The organism is Paenibacillus sp. TC-CSREp1 (assembly GCF_050171015.1).
In the GTDB taxonomy this organism is placed as follows: Bacteria; Bacillota; Bacilli; order Paenibacillales; family Paenibacillaceae; genus Paenibacillus; species Paenibacillus silvae.
In genome coordinates this window covers 38,910-58,057 of sequence record NZ_JBNOKM010000020.1, presented here as the reverse complement: position 1 = coordinate 58,057, position 19,148 = coordinate 38,910, and the positions used below count along the sequence as shown (strand labels likewise).

15 protein-coding genes are annotated in these 19,148 nt (G+C 48.4%); 7 read left to right on the top strand and 8 right to left on the bottom strand.

Annotated elements, in window-relative coordinates:
- Positions 1–62: 62 nt before the first annotated feature.
- Entirely contained in the window at positions 63–1,832 is a 1,770-nt protein-coding gene (dhaK, locus tag ACQSGY_RS25465; RefSeq protein ID WP_427181451.1) for a dihydroxyacetone kinase subunit DhaK, read from the bottom strand.
- On the bottom strand, positions 1,833–2,975 hold the full coding sequence (locus tag ACQSGY_RS25460) for a glycerol dehydrogenase (protein ID WP_145405929.1): 1,143 nt from the start codon (positions 2,973–2,975) through the stop codon (positions 1,833–1,835). It abuts the gene before it with no gap.
- 559 nt (positions 2,976–3,534) lie between these two features.
- On the opposite strand from ACQSGY_RS25460, the gene ACQSGY_RS25455 reads away from it, so the two are divergent.
- A complete protein-coding gene (locus ACQSGY_RS25455; protein WP_427181450.1) occupies positions 3,535–4,566 on the top strand; it encodes a PocR ligand-binding domain-containing protein in 1,032 nt (343 codons plus the stop codon).
- 58 nt (positions 4,567–4,624) lie between these two features.
- Here the strand turns inward: ACQSGY_RS25455 and ACQSGY_RS25450 are convergent, their stop codons facing one another.
- Both ACQSGY_RS25450 and ACQSGY_RS25445 read right to left on the bottom strand, forming a co-directional pair.
- Positions 4,625–5,731, bottom strand: a complete 1,107-nt coding sequence (locus ACQSGY_RS25450) for a threonine aldolase family protein (protein WP_427181449.1) — start codon at positions 5,729–5,731, stop codon at positions 4,625–4,627.
- 14 nt (positions 5,732–5,745) lie between these two features.
- On the bottom strand, positions 5,746–6,606 hold the full coding sequence (locus tag ACQSGY_RS25445) for a LysR family transcriptional regulator (protein WP_427181477.1): 861 nt from the start codon (positions 6,604–6,606) through the stop codon (positions 5,746–5,748).
- Positions 6,607–6,880: 274 nt separating this feature from the next.
- Between ACQSGY_RS25445 and ACQSGY_RS25440 the strand changes: the two genes are divergently transcribed.
- From ACQSGY_RS25440 to ACQSGY_RS25415, 6 genes are all read left to right on the top strand, one after another.
- Positions 6,881–7,873: a zinc-binding dehydrogenase gene (locus tag ACQSGY_RS25440; RefSeq protein WP_427181476.1), complete on the top strand. Its 993-nt coding sequence runs from the start codon at positions 6,881–6,883 to the stop codon at positions 7,871–7,873.
- A gap of 83 nt (positions 7,874–7,956) precedes the next feature.
- Positions 7,957–8,259 carry a hypothetical protein gene (locus ACQSGY_RS25435; RefSeq protein ID WP_426334136.1) on the top strand — a complete coding sequence of 101 codons (303 nt, stop codon included), beginning with the start codon at positions 7,957–7,959 and terminating at the stop codon, positions 8,257–8,259.
- A 50-nt stretch (positions 8,260–8,309) separates the two neighbouring features.
- On the top strand, positions 8,310–8,528 hold the full coding sequence (locus tag ACQSGY_RS25430) for a bacteriocin immunity protein (protein ID WP_427181448.1): 219 nt from the start codon (positions 8,310–8,312) through the stop codon (positions 8,526–8,528).
- Between the two features lie 26 nt (positions 8,529–8,554).
- Entirely contained in the window at positions 8,555–9,073 is a 519-nt protein-coding gene (locus ACQSGY_RS25425; RefSeq protein ID WP_427181447.1) for a hypothetical protein, read from the top strand.
- Positions 9,070–9,483: a hypothetical protein gene (locus tag ACQSGY_RS25420; RefSeq protein ID WP_427181446.1), complete on the top strand. Its 414-nt coding sequence runs from the start codon at positions 9,070–9,072 to the stop codon at positions 9,481–9,483. Before ACQSGY_RS25425 ends, ACQSGY_RS25420 begins: the two co-directional genes overlap by 4 nt.
- A gap of 93 nt (positions 9,484–9,576) precedes the next feature.
- Positions 9,577–10,365, top strand: a complete 789-nt coding sequence (locus ACQSGY_RS25415; protein WP_427181475.1) for a formate/nitrite transporter family protein — start codon at positions 9,577–9,579, stop codon at positions 10,363–10,365.
- A gap of 177 nt (positions 10,366–10,542) precedes the next feature.
- Here ACQSGY_RS25415 and ACQSGY_RS25410 read toward each other — a convergent pair whose 3' ends face one another.
- From ACQSGY_RS25410 to nasC, 4 genes are all read right to left on the bottom strand, one after another.
- Positions 10,543–10,995: a GNAT family N-acetyltransferase gene (locus tag ACQSGY_RS25410; protein ID WP_427181445.1), complete on the bottom strand. Its 453-nt coding sequence runs from the start codon at positions 10,993–10,995 to the stop codon at positions 10,543–10,545.
- Positions 10,996–11,261: 266 nt separating this feature from the next.
- Positions 11,262–16,232, bottom strand: coding sequence for a DUF4132 domain-containing protein (locus ACQSGY_RS25405; protein WP_427181444.1), 4,971 nt, complete (start codon positions 16,230–16,232; stop codon positions 11,262–11,264).
- 31 nt (positions 16,233–16,263) lie between these two features.
- Positions 16,264–16,680, bottom strand: a complete 417-nt coding sequence (locus ACQSGY_RS25400; RefSeq protein ID WP_427181443.1) for a hypothetical protein — start codon at positions 16,678–16,680, stop codon at positions 16,264–16,266.
- Positions 16,681–17,005: 325 nt separating this feature from the next.
- Positions 17,006–19,135 carry an assimilatory nitrate reductase catalytic subunit NasC gene (nasC, locus tag ACQSGY_RS25395; protein WP_427181442.1) on the bottom strand — a complete coding sequence of 710 codons (2,130 nt, stop codon included), beginning with the start codon at positions 19,133–19,135 and terminating at the stop codon, positions 17,006–17,008.
- Positions 19,136–19,148 lie beyond the last annotated feature (13 nt).

Below are 19,148 nucleotides of genomic sequence, written 5' to 3'. Positions count from 1 at the left end.
ATCGGAGTGGTCAAGTGTAATCAACCAGCAACGCATATCTTTTTTACATCAAACCAAGTAACCTATTTCAAAGATTCGGACAGTTCCGTGAAAATAACACCCAGCGCATACGCGCCAGCATCTGGATACCCCAGACTGCGATCACCGACCGTACCTGCGCGTCCCATACGGGCTACGATATCTTCGGTTTTCTTCGCACCTTCAACGGCTGCTGCTGCACCTTTGGCAAATGCAGATTTGAAGTCCTCTCCAGCTTCCGCACTTTGCGTCCAGGCATCTGCACATGGTGCAAGTGCATCAATCAGCGTTTTGTCGCCGACAACCGCACCTCGTCCGAAGGAGCGCTCACCTGTTGCCTGGATACCTTGAACCGCTGCCTGCATCATCTCGGCGAACTCGGCTACATTCAAATGCTGCTTCTCACCTACCGATTTACCTGCTGCACGGAATGCCGAGCCCCAGATCGGACCAGATGCACCGCCACAATACTCCATAATTACCAGAGAGCATGCATCCAGGAATGAACCGATATCCTTTTTCTCCTCGTTAATGATGTGGTTCCACTCACGCTTCAATTGACGGAAGCCCTTGGCTACACTCATCCCGAAGTCGCCGTCTCCCGCATGGGAATCCAGTTCGCAGAACGGTACTTCGTTTTTGATGATGATTTCGCCCATCTTATCAATCAGATAAACGACATTGTCGAGCGAGAATTGATTATTTTGAATCACTGCTGCTGAAGCGTCCGTCTGTACCTCATAGGATACAGGTGCATCCTCGGTCACAACCGCTTCCAAAGCTTCGGAGTAGGCTGGTTGTGCCACTGGAGGGCCGGATACTTTGAATGCAGGCGTGTCACTTTCCTTGAACAGCAGCGTTTTCAATTCATCATCCAGCTTCAGGATCGTCACCGACGCACCCGCCATATCAATGCTGGTCATATAGTTGCCTACAAATGTTGTTGCAACGGTAAGACCTGTATGGCCTGAAAGCTCACGTTGAACCGAGTTGTTGAGCAGGTACAGCTCCTGCAATGGTGTTGCGCCAAATCCGTTTACAAGCACAGCGATTTCGGCTGAAGCATTCTGATCCAGCTTCATGTCTTGAAGCAGAGCAGAAACCATACGTTCGGCAAGTTCATCTGCGGTAGCAATTTTTTCACGGCGAATACCGGGCTCACCATGAATACCTACCCCATACTCCATCTCATCTTCTGCAATTTCGAAGGTTGGTGTACCTTTCGCAGGAACGGTACAGGAGGTGAATCCAAAACCGATGCTGCGCACGTTCTGTGCTGCTTTCTCCGCAACGGCCTTCACTTCTTCCAGACTACGGCCTTCCTCTGCTGCGGCTCCGGCAATTTTATGGACCAGTACCGTTCCCGCTACACCGCGACGGCCTACCGTATACAAGCTGTCCTGCACAGCGATGTCATCCTCAACACGTACATACTGCACATTGATGCCATCTTCCTCAGCCAGATATGCTGCGTTTTTGAAGTTCATCATATCGCCGCTGTAGTTTTTGATAATGAGCAGCGTGCCCTTGCTGCTCGCCGTTGCTTTGATCGCTTGATACACCTGAATCTGGGAAGGAGATGCAAATACGTCTCCGCATACCGCTGCATCCAGCATGCCTTTACCTACATAACCAGCGTGTGCCGGCTCGTGACCGCTACCGCCGCCGCTGATCAGGCTGACTTTGTCAGCCTGAATCTCTCTGCGTTTGATGACTTTATATTTTTTCAGAAATTCCAGCTCCGGGTGCGCAAGCGCAATCCCGTTGCACATTTCCATAACAACATGTTCAGCCTGGTTAATGATCTTTTTCATTTATTTTGCCTCCTGGCGAGCTGCTTTGTACTCCCGTCCGATTCGGTCAGCCGCTGCAATGGCAGCTGCAACTTCAGGTACTGTGATCGGGAATGGCATCGCATGGATGGATTCCTCTGGAATACACGCAATCTCAGCTACTTTCAGCAATTCTTCCTGCGTAATCGTCTCTACACCGATATCTGCCAGACTTACTGGCAATCCTACAGAGAGACAGAAATCCATTACCTGATGCAGCTCTTCGGTTGGAGCATTTTCAAGAACGAGCTGTGCAATCGTTCCGAAAGAAACTTTTTCACCATGGAAATAATGGTGTGTGCCTTCAAGCACGGTCAGACCGTTGTGGATCGCGTGTGCCGCAGCCAAACCGCCGCTTTCAAATCCAAGACCAGACAACAGAATGTTGGTTTCCACAATGTTCTCCAGCGCTTGAGTTACAACGTTGCTGTCACAAGCTACCTTCGCTTTAGCCCCGTCGGTAAGCAGCATTTCGTAACACAGTTTGGCAAGCGCAAGAGCTGCGTTTGTTCCAACAGCAGAAGGCGTGTATCCTTCACGGGAACCCATCGGCAGACTTGCATTGACACGGGAATAGGATTTGGATGTTGCTCTTGCTTCAAAGTAAGTGGACAGAGCATCTCCCATACCGGACACGAGGAAACGTGTTGGTGCATTAGCAATAACGGTGGTATCGACAAGCACAACGCTTGGGCTTTGCTTGAAGTATGCATAGTCATCGAAAGAGCCTTCTGGTGTGTACAATACAGCCGAGTGACTTGTAGGTGCATCCGTTGCTGCAATGGTTGGACAGATGATCAGCGCTTCGCCCTCAGCCACACATTTCGCTGCATCAATCGCTTTACCACCACCAAGACCAATCGTACAGGTGCAGCCTTTTTCTTTGGCAATCTCTTGCAAACGAGCCACTTCCTCGCGTGAGCATTCGCCTCTAAAACCGCTTTCAACAAAAGTGATATTGAATTTGGCTGCTGTTGCATCCAGCTTGGCTTTGACACGTTGTACATCGTCCGGGTGTGCAATCAATAAAGCAGAATCACCAAATGATTTTACGAAGTATCCCAGGTTCAACAATTCGTCTTCGCCTTGCACATATTTCGTTGGACTGATAAATGCTTTTCTCATAATATGGTACGCCTCCTAAAAGTAAAAATCGCTACATAAGTTGAACTAAAGATTTTACACAATCCACTCCGATGACAGAATAACCTTCCAATCGCTGTTATCCCCAGATTTTTTGGATTCCCTATTCCAAAGGGGAAAATCCGGTGATAAAGGCGAGCGCTCCGCTTTTTCAGGTTTTTTCTGTCCCCTCCGTTCACGTGTAAATGAATAGTTCAACTTATACAGAAACATTTTTGCCGCAGCGCTTGTCCTGCTTCACATGAAATTCAGACATTAAGGTGCCCTGCTCCGTGTTACATCAAATTTTAACTGTATCAATTGACCTAAATATAACGCAGACGCAGGAGGTTTGCAGTGGACTTTGATAACAAATTATTATAATTTGCAATCGTAATTTTTTGCTTTTTCGCGCAATCATGGTATGTTATTGTCATGAGATGGTTCAATTTTGACCTCCCATGTTCCATTACCCGCTATGTTCATGTCTTAATATGTACAACTTTTAACTTTTTAACGACTCTCCGATCCATGAAAATGATTAACTACGGAGGTTTTTCATATGATTAAAGAATATCTGCACATCAATAAAATACTGGATCTGGACAAATGGAAACGCCTTCAGGATTCACTTGCCACAGTAACCAAACTCGCTATACTAACCGTGGATTACAAAGGCATTCCCGTAACCAGCCACAGCAGCTGCCAGGCCTTCTGCCAGAACGTTCGCAAAGACCCCGAGCTTCTTCCCTACTGTCAAAAATGTGACTCGCGCGGCGGACTGGAGGCTGTTCGGCTCAATGAACCCTATATTTATCTCTGTCATTTCAATATTATCGACATTGCGATTCCGATTACCATTGATGGGAAATATATCGGTGCAGTCATGGCTGGACAAGTCAAGCTCGCTGACCCGGAGAAGGGAACCGATCTGGAGCAGATCGTGAGATCCAAAAATGTATCCATGCACGATGCCAAAATGAAGCATTTACAGGCAGATTATGACCAGCTGCCCGTCATGACGTACGAGGAGATTGTGAAGATTTCGAACATGCTGTCCCTGCTCTGCAACTATATTGTGGAAGAGGCGTTGAACAAAAACCTGCTGGTGGAGATGTTTGAGAAGGCTTCCGGCAATCAGGAGTCCGTGAACCTGTCCACGATTCTGCCCGGTTATTCCATTCGCAACATCGAATCCATCAAAAAGGAAATGACCAACGCCATCGCTGATGCTTATCTCAAAAATAGCCCAAATGATACGGAAAGTGTGAATCCGGTGCTGCAGCCTGCTTTTGAGTATATTCACGCGCATAAAAGTGAACAGGTGTCTCTGAAACAAGCGGCCGAACTGTGCCACCTGAGTCCAAGCTACTTTAGCCGGTTATTCGCGAAGGAAACGGGTGAAAACTTCACCACCTATCTCGCAAAGCTCAAAATCAAGTGGGCCAAGCAGCTGCTGGAGGTCACGGATATGCCCGTTTCACAGATCAGCGATGAGCTGGGATTTAATGAATCGGGATATTTTATCAAAATTTTTAAAAAGTTCGAGGAAATCACGCCTGCCCTCTATCGTAAATATATTCAAGAGCAGTGAACGATAAAGCTGTTGTGCCTGAGATCTCACTCTAGTAAGACACAAGATCATGCACCTGCTATGATAGCTGTTTCTGCAACTCCCCATCCAGCCAGGTTAGTGCGGCTCGCAGCTTATCCTGCGGAACTGTATCGTAGCGATCCCCTGTCGACATTTCGAAGGAGCAGGTGTTACCTCCAGTTTTGTTCAGATACGATGTGATCGCGATATCAAACTGCTGCGCCATTTGCACAAGCAGTGGTTCAACTTCGGAAGCGGCAAGCGCAAAATGAACGTGGAACATGTTGGACACCGGCTGTTCAGGAACCGTTCTAATCCCGTGACATGCATTAAACAGTGACGCCAGCTCTTTGGCCTGCTCATAGTAATGTCCCATTTTGCCAACACGCTCATGATAATAATACCGGGAGCTGAGTATGTACGGGTACAGCCCGATCAGATCACCGCCATGCCGCCGTTTCCACACCCTGGATTCCTGCATCATGTCTGAATCTCCGGCAAGAATTGCCCCCGCAATACCGCCAATACCTTTATAAAAAGAGATGTACACACTATCGAACAAACGACAAATCTCCGCTGGTGTTTTCTCATAATAAGGCGTGATCTCAAACAGACGTGCCCCGTCCAGATGCAGCTTGATGCCGCGTTCACGGCAATACGCCGAGATTGCTTCCAGCTCCTCGTATGCTGGCAGCTGCCCGCCAATCTCTCGCTGCGGCAGCTCAAGCAGTAGACAGGCGATCTCCTCTTTCATGCCCTTCACATCTTCAAGTGTAATCAACCGATCCGCTTCTCCGAGCAGAATGCTTTCGATCTGATGCAGCTCCTTCAGCCCGTCCTCCTCATGGATCTCCAGATGAGCCAGCGGGTGATAAGCCACCCGTTTAACATCAGCCCGGTCACACCAGATGCGAAGTGCAATCTGTTGTGCCATCGTACCGCTTGGGAAAAACACCGCGGCTTCTTTACCCAGCACCTCCGCCATCTCCTGCTGGAACTCATCTATAATCGAACCATTGCCATAGTGGTCACTGAACGTTTCTCCATCGACATGCTCCAGCGCCTCCTGCAATACTTTCACTTTACGGCTTCCATGCCCGCCTATAATATACGCAGCTTGATTGAAAGCATCAGCCAGCGTTACTACACTATTTTTATCCTGCACAATGCATCTCTCCTCTACTGTTCCGGTTCAGCCATAATCTCGACTAGCGCATGAAGCGCACTAGATATATGTTCACCACGAGAGTATACAAATCCTACTTCCAAACGAGAATACGGATCAGGCAGAGGCAGTATGACAATATCACCTCTGAAGGCTGCCTGAGCAACCGAAGAACGTGGCAGCAGGGATACGCCGAGCCCCGTAGCAACGCCATGAATAATCGTGTCCAATGTCCCGTACTCTATGACGTTTAATGTACGAATGCCCCGGGTTCTCAGAAAACTCTCGGCTTGATCCCGATGGCTGCAGCCAACCTCAAAAAATAGCATCGGTCTGTTAAGCAATATGGACATGTCATGTTCATCTGATCCGGTAATCAGCACCAGTTCATCGTCATACATTTTGATATATTGCAGCTCCGAATGGTCTATTGGACCATACACCAAAGCTCCGTGAAGCTCATGCTTCATAACCTTCTGGTTCAGCTCATGTGTGCCTCCTGTGACAAGAGAATACTGTACCTTGGGATAACAGGAGCAATACTCCGCCAAGAGCGGCGTCAGGAATCGGGAGACGGCAGTCTCAATCGAGCCTAAACGAAGATTTCCCGTCGGCGGACCTCCTTGCTGTGCGGCCTCCTCGGCTTCGTCTAGTAATTGCAATATTCGATCTGCATAACCAAGCAGGTTCTCTCCTGCCGGGGTAAGCAGCATTCCGCGATTCGAACGATGAAACAGCGGCACTTGCAGCTGTGCTTCCAGTTGTCTGATCCGTGTTGTTACGTTGGACTGCACATAATTAAGGGCAATCGCGGCTTTGCTTATACTGCCTTCGCGGGCAACCGCCTGGAATATTTTCAAATCACCAGCATCCAAAATCTTCACCTGCTTACCGTTATATGAGAGCATAAGAGCATTCTGCCAACTTGAAAGCTTGTACCTCATGCCAACGCTCTTCTATTTTCCACTTATTTTTCACTATGATTATTATTGATACTGACCTTCACTTTTGTTTATTTTACGTGTTTTCAGCCTGCCTGTACAATGACTCGGTAATAGGCTTTATCTTTACACAAACACTGCGATGATGTGTAAATAAGCAGCTTATCTATATCATTTAGGAGGTAACCTCATGAAAGCTATAAAAACAATGAAGGCCATAATACATTCTGAACAAGCCGGTCTGAAAGGTCTTCACTATTCAACCTGTGCAGTCCCGAAAGCAGAACCCGGACATGTCGTGGTGCAGCTGCGCTCTGCCGGACTCAATCACCGCGATCTCTTCATTATGTCAGACCGAATGCCCCAAGACACTCCACTTATTCCTGGATCAGACGGAGCAGGTATTGTGGTCGAGGTCGGCGACGGTGTGCAACATATCGTTGCAGGTGATCCGGTAATCATTCATCCGACTCTCGACTGGCAGCATACCGCAGACGTGCCTGTTGTTCCGGGGATTGTCGGTGGTCCAACCGACGGAACGCTCGCACAATATATTGCGCTGCCTGCCAGCAATGTGCTCCCCAAGCCTGCCCACCTCTCCTGGAACGAAGCCGGGGTCTTATCTCTTGCTGCGCTGACAGCTTATCGGGCGTTGTTTACTCGTGGCGGACTCCAGGCTGGTGAACATCTCTTCATTCCCGGCATTGGAGGAGGTGTCGCTACGTATGCCTTGCTCATGGCAGCAGCTGCAGGAGCGAAGGTAACCGTAAGCTCCAGAAGTGAAGTTAAACGAGCTGAGGCGTTACGTCTCGGTGCGGTTCAAGCTTTGGATAGTCATGGAGACTGGGGAAATATGTTGAACAGGGACAATCCTGTAGACATCATCCTGGACAGTATCGGACAAGCGATGTTTCCCAAATACGAGCAGATCATCAGACCGGGCGGACGAATTGTAATGTTTGGCGCAAGCTCGGGCGATGACCTGCATCTGCCGATTCGTTCGATCTTTTTTCCACAGATCAGTCTGATTGGCACCTCCATGGGCAGCCGCGAAGAGTTTGTGCAGATGCTGGACTTGGTAGAGAAACATCAGATTCGTCCCGTAGTAGACAGCATCTATTCACTTGAACATACCGCACAAGCATTCGAACGTATGGAGAAAGGTGAGCAGTTCGGCAATATTGCTATACAGATCAATTAAAAAGCGACCTTGTGACCATGATCTTTCCCCCTAACAATGATAGACTATGCATAGACATCGTCATCGGTTGGGGGGATTTACTTTTGACTCATTTTCTTCAACGTTATATGAAGCATATCATCGCTATACTGATCGCAGTCATGCTTGCTGCTCAGATCCCTGTGGTGAAGGAACTGCTGGCAAGAGGAGCCGCAACATTGTACGTAGCTGCAAAATATCCAGGCCAAACGGTCACATTTGAACACTTTGAATATGAGCCACACTTTGGAGACTATATCATCTCCTTCGCGGCACAGAAGAGAGATGTTTTGCATCTTACCCTAGGGCCGAAAATACTGCCCATTTTTGTAAAATACGATCCCTGGAATCAGCCCATATCCGATTAAGCGACTATCGCTTTCCTATTTATTGAGTTAATTATTCAGGAGGTATGACCATGTCCAACCATCAACATCTCGTTATGTTAGTTCGTAAAATTATGAATGCGGAAGGAACCGAGCAGGAACTGGACGACATGTTAACCGAGGTGCAGCAGGCGCTGCCCTATGCAGAGGTTAGTAATCTGATTTTCTGGGATGAACGCGAGTTAACTGCGGAGCAGATTGTAGAAGAAGCGCTTCAAGCACGCCCAATACAGCTCCCGCCTCAATCTTGAACTTATTCAGGAGGTGAATGATATACATGTCTACCGAAGAATTAAATAACCCATTAGATGCTCTTGATTTCGACTCAGCCTCTTCTCACGAAAAACAGGAAGCACTTCGTCAGATCATTGAATTGCATGATCCTGAATTAACCCGGCGAGTTCTTGCTCTTGGCATGTGCACAGAGGAGGATGATTTAGTTCGTATTGAAGCCTGGCGTGCTCTTGGTATGGCGGAAGCTTCTCCACTTCTAGATACGATTTGCGAAGCAGCAGGACAGTTGGTACGCAATGTGGAGGAAGACGAGGATGTGCAGATCTATGCTTTAATGACGTTAGCCCTGCTGCCCGTTACCGAGGCTGAAATTGAGCTGGCTCGGAATGTCATTGAATCGGACGCATATATTTTGCTCCAAAGCGCTGCCTTCGCTGTGATAAAAGCAAATAAACAGCTTCCCCAAGCTGTACATGCGCTGGAATCTCTCCAATCACATCCAGAGTTCGGTGCTGCCGCCACAAGGGAACTTCATTCTATATCGGGACGTGAGGAACAATGAAATCCAACGATAAACAGCTTTCATCAGAACCGATTAAAGGACACTCGGCAGAAGAAGCGACGGAGGTTACTCAAGCCGTATACCTCACTCAAGGCGAGATTCATGCCATTCAGAAGGCCCTTCTTTTCCTCAAATTCGAATGCGAAGAGACCGCCTCATTGTTGTACGCGGGCAGTCCGTTATTGAATAGTGCACTAAGCAAAATGAGAGAAATCGATGTAAATAGCGAATTCATCCAAAAATTTCACGCTCGCCCTAATCCCCATGCAGCGGCTTTTATGCGTGAAAAGCTGGAGCGATCGTATGCCGAAGAACATGTGCCGCATGAGCGAACAGAAGAGCAGCAGGCTGAAATCTGGCGCAGCTGCATGTTTCCTTTTCCCGTAGAGGCGCCCAAACCGCAATCCTAAACTTCAAATTCTTTTATTTCGGTGAACTATTGAAGTAAATTACAGGTATAATATAGAAATACTAGATGATTTATTACATACAGGAGGCGAATGATGGAAACGGAAGGTTTACGCGGTGTGGAGCAGCTTGCTCTGAAGAAACACAAAATCTATAAACAAAGCCTGCTTCGATATTTGGCGCGCTCCATGCTGGCCAGCATGTTTATCGGCTTCGGCGTGATAGTCGCGTTCAAGACGGGAAATTTCTTCTATATGGAGGATTCCCCGTTTACATACCCTATGGCAGCGATCACCTTCGGTGCAGCAATCATCCTGATTGCTTATGGCGGCGGCGACCTATTCACAGGCAACACATTCTATTACACCTATGCGGCACTGCGCAAAAAGCTGCGCTGGCTTGAAGTTATTAAGCTGTGGATTGCGAGCTACAGCGGTAATTTGATGGGTGCGGCAGTGTTTGCCCTGCTGATCTACCTGACGGGACTGTTTGATTCAGCACAGGTTAACGGTTTCTTGCTGAGTGTGGTCGAGCACAAGATGGAGGCGCCAGCGATGCAGCTCTTTTTCCGCGGCATTCTCTGTAACTGGCTGGTATGTCTGGCCTTTTTCGTTCCGATGTTCATGAAGGAAAATGGCGCCAAAATGTTTGCCATGATGCTCTTTGTTTTTTGCTTTTTCATCTCGGGCTATGAGCACAGCATCGCGAATATGTGTACATTTGCAATTGCGCTTGTGTTGAATCACCCGGGAACCATCTCGTTTGGCGGTGTAATTCACAACCTGGTGCCAGTGACTTTGGGCAATCTGGTTGGCGGCGTGCTGCTGATGGGCTTTATGTATTATGCAGTGAACAAACCGTTTCTGGACGAAGAGACACATTAATTTTTTTCGAAAAAAATCCCCCTTCTTGCCCGGTCCAATGACCGCAGCTGATCGGTAAGCCAAACCAAAACCCCCGGAAGTGTCTCCTGTTTCAGGAGCCACCGCCGGGGGTTTTTAGCCTGTCACCAGCAGGATGACAGAATGAATCTCTTCACCAGAACATTATGAATCAAGCATCTAGGCACCTGTCCGCTTCATTTCGAGATGCAGCAGCGGAAACGGATTACCTGAACCATCCAGCTCCGACCGACCAATCTGCACAAATCCCATCTTCTCATAGAAACGGGCGGCGCCTTCATTCTGCTCATTGACATCCACTCTAAGCTCGGTGCCTTTCATCTTCATCGTTTGAAAGACTAGAAATTTACCGACACCTTGTCCCTGAAAATGCTCGTCTACAAACAACATCTCAATGAAGCTGTTATCCAGACCAATGAACCCCATTGGCTCCTGCTCGGCATCCAGGGCCTCCCAGACCTCAACTTGCTTTTGCTCCAAAGCCTCACTCACCATTTGTTTATAAAATAGAATGTGATGCTCCTCCAGAAATGTATGTGTAGCTCGAACAGCACGCTCCCAGACCGCTACCAATTTGGCGTGATCCTGCTCCCGATATGGTACCATTAACATGATGTAATTCACTCTCCTTTATCAAGTCACATGTAGTTAGGCACAAACTCCCGGTCATATTCATGATCGACTTCATGATGTAATCATTTTACATCCTTAGACCTTTGTACATTTTACCATATCCAGTATGTATAGGGCATCTGCAATTCACCAGCATTGTCATAACATCACGTATCAACTGATCCGCTCTTGCTCATCACACCTGCCGTCCTTAACCAGAAAAACCGCCTCATTCGAGACGGCCTTTCCTTACTACATGTGTAGGATTAGTGCTGCAGCTGAGCAAGAATCTGCGGATCTTTAATTTTTTGATCCTCGGATAACAGAACGATCTTGGACAAAATCTCGGCTGTTCTTGGATCTTCATCCAGAAACGGCAGGAAAATGCGTCCGCGATGCTGGCTGTGTACTGGCACAATGTGCAATGCACCTGATGCCTGCTTGAATACATTACCGCTTCCTAAATGAACAGCATATTCGCCCAGACTACCGTCGATACGTGCATAATTGCCATCCAGACGCACATTGTTGATTTTGAGCAGACGCAAGGATTCGTTCACAATGACATGACGCATCTCGATCGTTGTAAGGCTTGCCTCTGGATCAACACCGCCTACATGAGCAATGCTGACGACCAGATCAACATCACGCATAACCTCGGAGAAGAATACGGGCGGAACATCCTTTAATTCCACAGGTTTATACGTGCGGCGATCATAGAATTGCACCGTTTCCAGCGTAGGGGCTTCTGTATCAGCCGGGGAGAACCAGTCCGCCATCGCATAGAGATTAGCAATCAAGTTATACTCATAACTTACCTTTTGCAATCCCTCTTCATAGCTTACTGTCCACTGACGGCTTTTCAGCAGGCTGGCTGTTTTGTTCGGCTGAATCTGATAACCGGCATACCTGCGGGACACCGTGCCTTGTGCAAGCTCATCTTCGTTTGGCAGATAAAGTTCACGGAAAACCTGCTTGAACGGCTGACGCTCCTGACGATCGAACAGTTCTCTCTGGAACTCGCTCCAGTTGCCGCTCTGATACAAATGCAGTGGATGGGCAATCAACAGTTGATCCCCTTCCTTCAGAGTATAAGCGACTCCCTCTGCCCCTGGAGCAATCAAACCATTAGTCTGCGCGTCAAATCTTCCAAGTTGCGTGCCCGATTGGAATATCAATGTTTTTATCAGCGGCTGGATTACTGGATTGTTCATCAGATTGGCAATCTCCTGACAGGTAAAAGCCGTACCTGCGTTCATGGAGCGCTCCAGTTCCTGCTTGGCCCGACGGTATTGATCAGCCAGATCAGACTTCAACTCTTTCAGTTCTGCAATGTAACCATTTTTTTTAAATCGTGCCGGCACAGATTTCAGCGTTTTGCCTTTGCTGACAATAACCAGATCCGACTGGCCCTCATCATCAATAACGAGATGTGCCGTCGTATCTTCATCAAGTGCATGAGGTTCGAAATAAGACTTCATCTCATCCAGCTTGCGAGCCTCCATATCCCACATGAGGCGTGTCACATCAGCATAACCTGCATTGCGTGCAAGATTGCCAAGTGCAATCTGGGATGCCAATCCTTCGCTCGCACGGCGCTGCGCCCCGAACTGCTTGCTCTGCATCAGGAATTTCTGAATAAAGTCGTACCGCTCACGTAAATCCTGATCCCGATCTTCAGCTAGTGGAATCAAGCTGTAGGTCAATAAATGATCCTTGTTGCGTTTGTCGGCAACGGAATCGCGCATCTCCTTCAGGTCAAGCTTGCCCAGCGCGGCATCAGCGAATAATTGTGATCTGCGATGATTAGCCCCGCCGGAGATGTACTTGGCACAATCGTACAGCAGATTGAAACGTTCTTCCCCCACTGCTGCATAGGCTTCTTCAAACCAGGCAATATCAAAGGCTCCATCATTAAAATCTTGTGCAGGGATTGGCGAGTAATGTGCCACAATGGTTTCCTTTTCCGCGGTAAACTGTTCGTTAATATGCGCATGGAAATACCATGCACCGCTACGCAGTCCTTCCCAGCCAAGATGTCTCGCTACCAGCTCCATCCATTGTGGCGCATACATCGCTGCCTCCAGCAGCTTTTTCTCGTTAAACGGGTACTTCCGGATCAATTCACCCAGCAGCTGCTCATCTTCCCCAGCCCGAGGATAACAATGTTTAATCAGGTAACTAAACGTTTCTTTACGAGTCGTGTTATCCCCGTAGCTATAGATATAACCCCGTACAAAAGTATCCTGATCCATCGCAGAGACCAGATGCACCCAATGCTCCATTCCCTCGATTCGTTCCAGCTTCATCGCAAGCGTGCTCACTTCCGTGGACAATTCTCCCCGCGTCAGCTCGATCTCCAGAATGCGATTCACGACAGTATCCCGCAGATGCATCAGCTTCGGATCATCTTGAATACGCTCTGTACGAGCCGATGTCATGTCACGGATGAACACAAAACGATGATGTCCCATCAGCAGCTGCCGATATATTTCCTGATCATCAATCAGCTCTAACTGATATGCACGCAGGAAATCATCCAGCGACAGCAGTGATAATGGATGGTAAGGCTCTACAAGATGTGAGAATTGATAGGCTGTCTGGAAAAAACGCTTGAAACTGTCATTGTCGTATACGTTGTTTCTTACAATATAATTCCACGGACCTGTCAGAATGTGCAGCATAGCCGTTTCCTTCGCCAACATCTCAGCTGGCATGTTAGAGATAATGGAAGCCCACGCTCTCTCCGAAACCTCAAAGATTCCACTTGAATCACAATCCAGAAACGCCGCCGAGATCAGAGCTTGAACCTGCAGTTTATACGGAAGAGCCTCCATCATTTCATGCAGCTTAATCATCTCGTTTAATGGGTAAACCTGTTCTGCAAATGTTTTGCGCCAACCCTCCAGCAGTGAAATCTTCCTTAATTCCTCATACTCATACTGGTTGACGTAGAAGGAGTAATGTTCATTCAGCTTGCTGTTCAGCTTGCCTAGCTGCAATTCTACATACAGCTGCAGCAGCTGCATATTTGTGAGTCCACTCTGCTCAAAATACTGCTTCCACACTTCAGGCAGCGGAAATTGGTCCAGTTCTTTCATTTTGGATCGTTCTGCATAGGGAACCATTGAGCGCAAACTGGCTCCGACAAGCAGTGTATCTCTGTACCCCGCATAATACTCCACAACATACTCATGATCCCTGTGTTCATGAACCAGTGCATTCAAGCCTTCCAGAATACTTTGGATCTTATCCAGCGATAACCGAAAGATATCCTTCGGGCCACTGCCACTGTGGTCACGCTCTTCATCCAGCAGCAGTTCACGTCGATTCGGATCAAATAAACCATATCCATTGGAAGACGTGTAGCGGCTACCTTCTTCAAGCAGTTTATCCAGCAGCTTTTGCTCCTTGGCTGTAGGCTTATCCAACTGCTCCGCCAAAGGCTTGAGCTGCTCCATTTGCTCTGCTCGTGCTTCATCCCCTTGAATCTCCGTTAACAGCTCAAGCGCTCCCAAACGCTGCAGTTCACTCTTGGCCTGGAGTAAACGCTCAACCGAGTCCTTCAACTTCTCAGCCGGCTGCAGCAGCAGAACTTGAATAACCTTCTGTCGAAGAGAACCCGTTTTGAGCTTCAGCAGTGCTTCCATCTGCTGCATCTCCTCGCTAGTCAGCGAAAGCCGTTTTACTTTGATCAGTGCACTTTCACGATTGCTGATGCTCTTGTCGGATAAACTCTCAAACACAAACTGCCGCTGCACCTCGTTATCAGGTTCCTGCACAAACTGGGATAACAGCTCGCCACGTAATTCAGGGCTTAACCGATCCTTCAGGGCTATGACCTCAGCAATCCAGTCCGCATCCATATCATAAGCGGCCAGATATAACATTTTCTTGATTACGTCATCTGCTCCGATTCGATATTGAACATAATCCAGCACTCTGGAAGGTCCACTTGAACCGCTCTTTGGAATGAAATCCAGCATCTCTTTAAATAAATCAAAGTCATGACGGCGTGCCTCTTTATCTTCAAGCACATCCCAGCGAGGCACATACACGCTGCGCTGATGCTCTCCCTCTTCAAAGCTCCAATTGTGCGTGTACGCCGCCGTATAATTTTGCACAACCCAGTGTATCAATTCAATATCTTGCACATTCAGTGTTTTGCGTGCCATGGCAAGACGAAGTCCCAAGTGTTGGCTGTTAGCCAGAATATACTGTGCTACAATTTTCTGATACAGTTCACCCTGATCCATAATCTCCACAATTTTGCTTTGAAGATCATTCTCTTCAATAACAGCTGTAGCCCACAGGCTGATGTATAGTTTGTTGGCATTTTTCTCCTGCCGCCATGCCTCGCGAACTTCCTCATGAACAAGTGCCTCGTACGCCTGTTCGGCCAGTTGAGACACTACACGCTGGTTCACAGCTTCAAGCCCAAGCCCGGTCCATACCCCCAAAGCTCTAACGACAGAGCTGAACCGGGTCAGGTTGTTGTCCAGAATTATTTTTAATATGTAAATATACGCTTCAAGCGTCCCTTCGTCCATGCGTTCCACAATGCTCTGGCGAAGTCCCTCCTGCAGTCTCGCCGCAATCAAGAGCTCACCGATCATATGATAAGCATCCGTCTGCTCGCTCATGAGCATGCCCTTGATCATTTCACCTGTCAGCAATGCAGACTGGTTATCCCCGTAAATTATGTCGTGCAGCGCCTGCTTGACTTCAGCATTATGATGATCCAGTTCATAGGCAATACAATCCGGCAGCACACTGCGGTATTCATACAGATTAAACTTATCCTGCTCACGAAGGGTCAGGTAATCCATCAAGTGTAAATCTCTGGCCTCCATGCGAAATAAACCGAGCAGCTTGCGCAGTACATGCACGACATGCTGCCTGGGATCGTAAGTCCGGAAAGGCCGGCGTTCGTAGCTGGTGCTGTAAGGATAGAGTGTTGCGCCTTCAGCAATATAACGGAACCGGGCAACAAACGAATCATCGGTCAGGTGCTCCAGCACTTCAATAATAGGCTGAAACAGAGGCTGCTGCTTCTCCAATGCGAGACTGACCAGCTGTCTTTCCGCATTGAAATAACTCTCCTCATCCCCACGCAAATACGTTGACTCTGCCAGAGTGATGATATATTTCGACAACTCCAGCTGTGGTCCGGTAAAAGCACCTGCCTTCTGCTGCAATCCTTCAATATACGTTTGTACCTGATCTTCCTGATTCATTCTGTTCTCCTCCTTGTCATCCTGCTTCTTCCTACCACAGACGTCCAGCTAACATTGTAAAACGAATAAAGGCCACATCAGCACCATCCTCAATCGTCAGCGGCTCATCCAGCGCTTCGAGCTCCCGCTCATTCAGAAATACTTTGTAAAGTCCGTCTTCATATGCCAGTATCGCGGCTTCCTTCGCCTCTGCCAGTTCAGGAATACCCTCACCGTTTACCGAGCCAAAACCAACCTTGCCCGCAGCGCCCTGAGCCCCGATCTCCTCCGGCATCAGATAAGCAAGCATGGACGAAGTATTTTTTCTCTCCTCGAAAGCTTGTACCTGCACTTCGACCATGTTTTCGATAAGAAGCCGAAGGGTGCAGGTTGTTTCCGGAAGCACGACTGCTTGCCTTGCGAGAGCCTTGCGTTTCCCCAAACTTTTCACCGTAACCCATATATTCAAGAAATGTGCCTCCCTTCATCGAATGCTGCACAAATCCAATTTAAACCAGCAGCATACAACCCTGTAAAACCCTAAATGAATACCCGAAATTCGGACAGTTCAAAACAAATAAAATACGTACATATGTACCCCTGATGAACATCATAACCAAAATATACGTCTCTTTCATGAGCCCATAATCATGTTTACATCGAACCTGCGAACTAGTACATATTTGCGCATAAAACGCAAAAAGCCACTCCCCCCGCATAATCAGGGATGAGCAGCTCGGAAGCACCTAACATGATATTCGCGCATTTTAATACCGTTTTTCCGCTGGAGCGTATCATACCAAACGCAACGGTTGAATCCTGACCGCGGCTGTCTTGAATCCAGGCATCCGGCAAACGGGGTCCAGTTCCGGCCTTGTTGCCCGGTTCACATTCTGAATACCACCCCAGTGCATAGGTACAAACAAGGTATCATTCCGGATGGACTCCCTGATTCGGGAACGTACAGTGAATGTCCCATAAGCAGACGTGATCTCTACCCATTCACCGTCACGAATGCGGTGACGAGCTGCTGTTGCCGGATGCAGCTCCACAAAGTTCTCCAGCTCGCGAGCGGATAGAGCCGGACTTCTGCGAGTCTGTACACCCGTCAGATAATGAGGAAGAATTCGCCCATTCGTCAGAATCAGGGGATATTCATCTGAAACATCGTCCCAGCCTAGACTTGAGCCCAACGTAAATGCAGCCTCTCCGTCAGTATGAGCGAATCGTTCGCGGAACAATAAGCCCTCTCCTTGATGCTCCGCAGAAGGACAGGGCCAGTACACCCCCTGCTCCTTACGCAGACGCTCATAGGTAATGCCATAATAATCTGCCTTACCACCACGGCTTGCCACTCGTAACTCATTAAAAATATCCTCCGCCTTCTCGAACTCAAACCACGAGCCCTTGCCAAGCTTCGTTGCAATTCGGCATAAAATAACCCAGTCATCCAATGTCTCTCCCGGTGCAGCTCTCCCCTGTTCCCGCAGAAGAACACGGCCCTCCAGATTCGTAAGTGTACCCTCATTCTCCATATAAGCCGTTACTGGCAAAACAATATCCGCCATTCGGGCAGTTTCGGACAAGAACATATCAGCTACAACCAGCAAATCAAGCTTGCGCAGCCCTTCCTCCACCAGACGAACGTTGGGGTTAGAAACGAGCGGATTGGAGCCCATAACGAGCAAGGTCCGAATATGCTGTTCATGAATGCGCTCCATCATCTCATAAGCCGACACACCTTTACCCGGCAAAGCCTCGGGTTCTACACCCCAAACCGACGCTATATAGGCACGGTCCTCCGCATTTTCTATAGAACGATAACCCGGCAGCTGATCTGCCTTCTGCCCATGCTCTCGTCCTCCCTGTCCATTCCCTTGCCCGGTAACTGCACCATATCCACAACCTGTTCTTCCGATTTTGCCAGTTGCCAGCACCAGATTCAGAAAACGGCGAACAGCCATATGTCCATCCGTTTGCTGCTCCACCCCGCGTGCAGTCATAATCATGCCGGTTTTTGCACTTCCATAAGCAATAGCGGCCTTTCGGATCATGTCCGGTTCAACTCCGCACGCGGTCGCAGCGTGTTCAAGCTGCAAACTTTCCATCTCCTGCACCAGCTGTTCATATCCACTGGTTCGTTGTTTAACAAACGCGGAATCTACCAAACCTGCCTCCAGAATCACCTTCAGCATCGCATCAGCCAAAAGTGCATCCATACCAGGCTTCACCTGCAAGTGAAGATCAGCAATCGCAGCGGTTGCCGTCTTGCGAGGATCAATGACGATGATCAATGCTCCATTTTCTTTGGCCTCGTTAAAGTAAGGCAGCAGTGTCGGCTGGCACTCAGCTATATTGGTGCCCGCCAGGATAATACATTCGGCTTTGGGAATGTCGGACAGCGGGAATGTTAAACCGCGGTCGATCCCGAAAACTTTATAGCCAGCAGAAGCGGCAGCTGACATGCAGAAACGGCCGTTATAATCAATGTACTTGGTGCCAAGCGCAACCCGAGCGAATTTGCCAAGCAGATAGGCCGTTTCATTGGTTAATGATCCACCTCCGTATACACCAACGGTATCTTGCCCATAAGTATGCTGAAGCTGCTGAACACGATCCGCAATGGTCTGAAGTGCCTCCTCCCAAGAGCACGGCTGCAATTCTCCCCCGCGGCGAATGAGCGGCTGCATCAATCGCTCGGGACTGAATACTTGCTGATGAGCATTCAGGCCCTTTACACACAAGCGACCTTGTGAAGCCTTGTTTGGCAAGCCTTGAACCGCATACTCCGCACGTCTCTGACCAGCAACAGGCGCAGCCAGCTCTTCCACCGACATTTTGCACTGCACGCTGCAATAAGGGCATTGGGTTTCTTTTACCACTAATTTGGACACCGCTTGTTCCGTATCTGCTGTTCCGCTCATACTTCCCCCTGCC

What these genes read in the sequence shown, in the direction of transcription:
- dhaK (WP_427181451.1), bottom strand. Translation starts at nt 1,832, where the DNA reads ATGAAAAAGATCATTAACCAGGCTGAACATGTTGTTATGGAAATGTGC.
- ACQSGY_RS25460 (WP_145405929.1), bottom strand. Translation starts at nt 2,975, where the DNA reads ATGAGAAAAGCATTTATCAGTCCAACGAAATATGTGCAAGGCGAAGAC.
- ACQSGY_RS25455 (WP_427181450.1), top strand. Translation starts at nt 3,535, where the DNA reads ATGATTAAAGAATATCTGCACATCAATAAAATACTGGATCTGGACAAA.
- ACQSGY_RS25440 (WP_427181476.1), top strand. Translation starts at nt 6,881, where the DNA reads ATGAAGGCCATAATACATTCTGAACAAGCCGGTCTGAAAGGTCTTCAC.
- ACQSGY_RS25430 (WP_427181448.1), top strand. Translation starts at nt 8,310, where the DNA reads ATGTCCAACCATCAACATCTCGTTATGTTAGTTCGTAAAATTATGAAT.
- ACQSGY_RS25425 (WP_427181447.1), top strand. Translation starts at nt 8,555, where the DNA reads ATGTCTACCGAAGAATTAAATAACCCATTAGATGCTCTTGATTTCGAC.
- ACQSGY_RS25420 (WP_427181446.1), top strand. Translation starts at nt 9,070, where the DNA reads ATGAAATCCAACGATAAACAGCTTTCATCAGAACCGATTAAAGGACAC.
- ACQSGY_RS25415 (WP_427181475.1), top strand. Translation starts at nt 9,577, where the DNA reads ATGGAAACGGAAGGTTTACGCGGTGTGGAGCAGCTTGCTCTGAAGAAA.
- ACQSGY_RS25410 (WP_427181445.1), bottom strand. Translation starts at nt 10,995, where the DNA reads ATGTTAATGGTACCATATCGGGAGCAGGATCACGCCAAATTGGTAGCG.
- ACQSGY_RS25405 (WP_427181444.1), bottom strand. Translation starts at nt 16,232, where the DNA reads ATGAATCAGGAAGATCAGGTACAAACGTATATTGAAGGATTGCAGCAG.
- nasC (WP_427181442.1), bottom strand. Translation starts at nt 19,135, where the DNA reads ATGAGCGGAACAGCAGATACGGAACAAGCGGTGTCCAAATTAGTGGTA.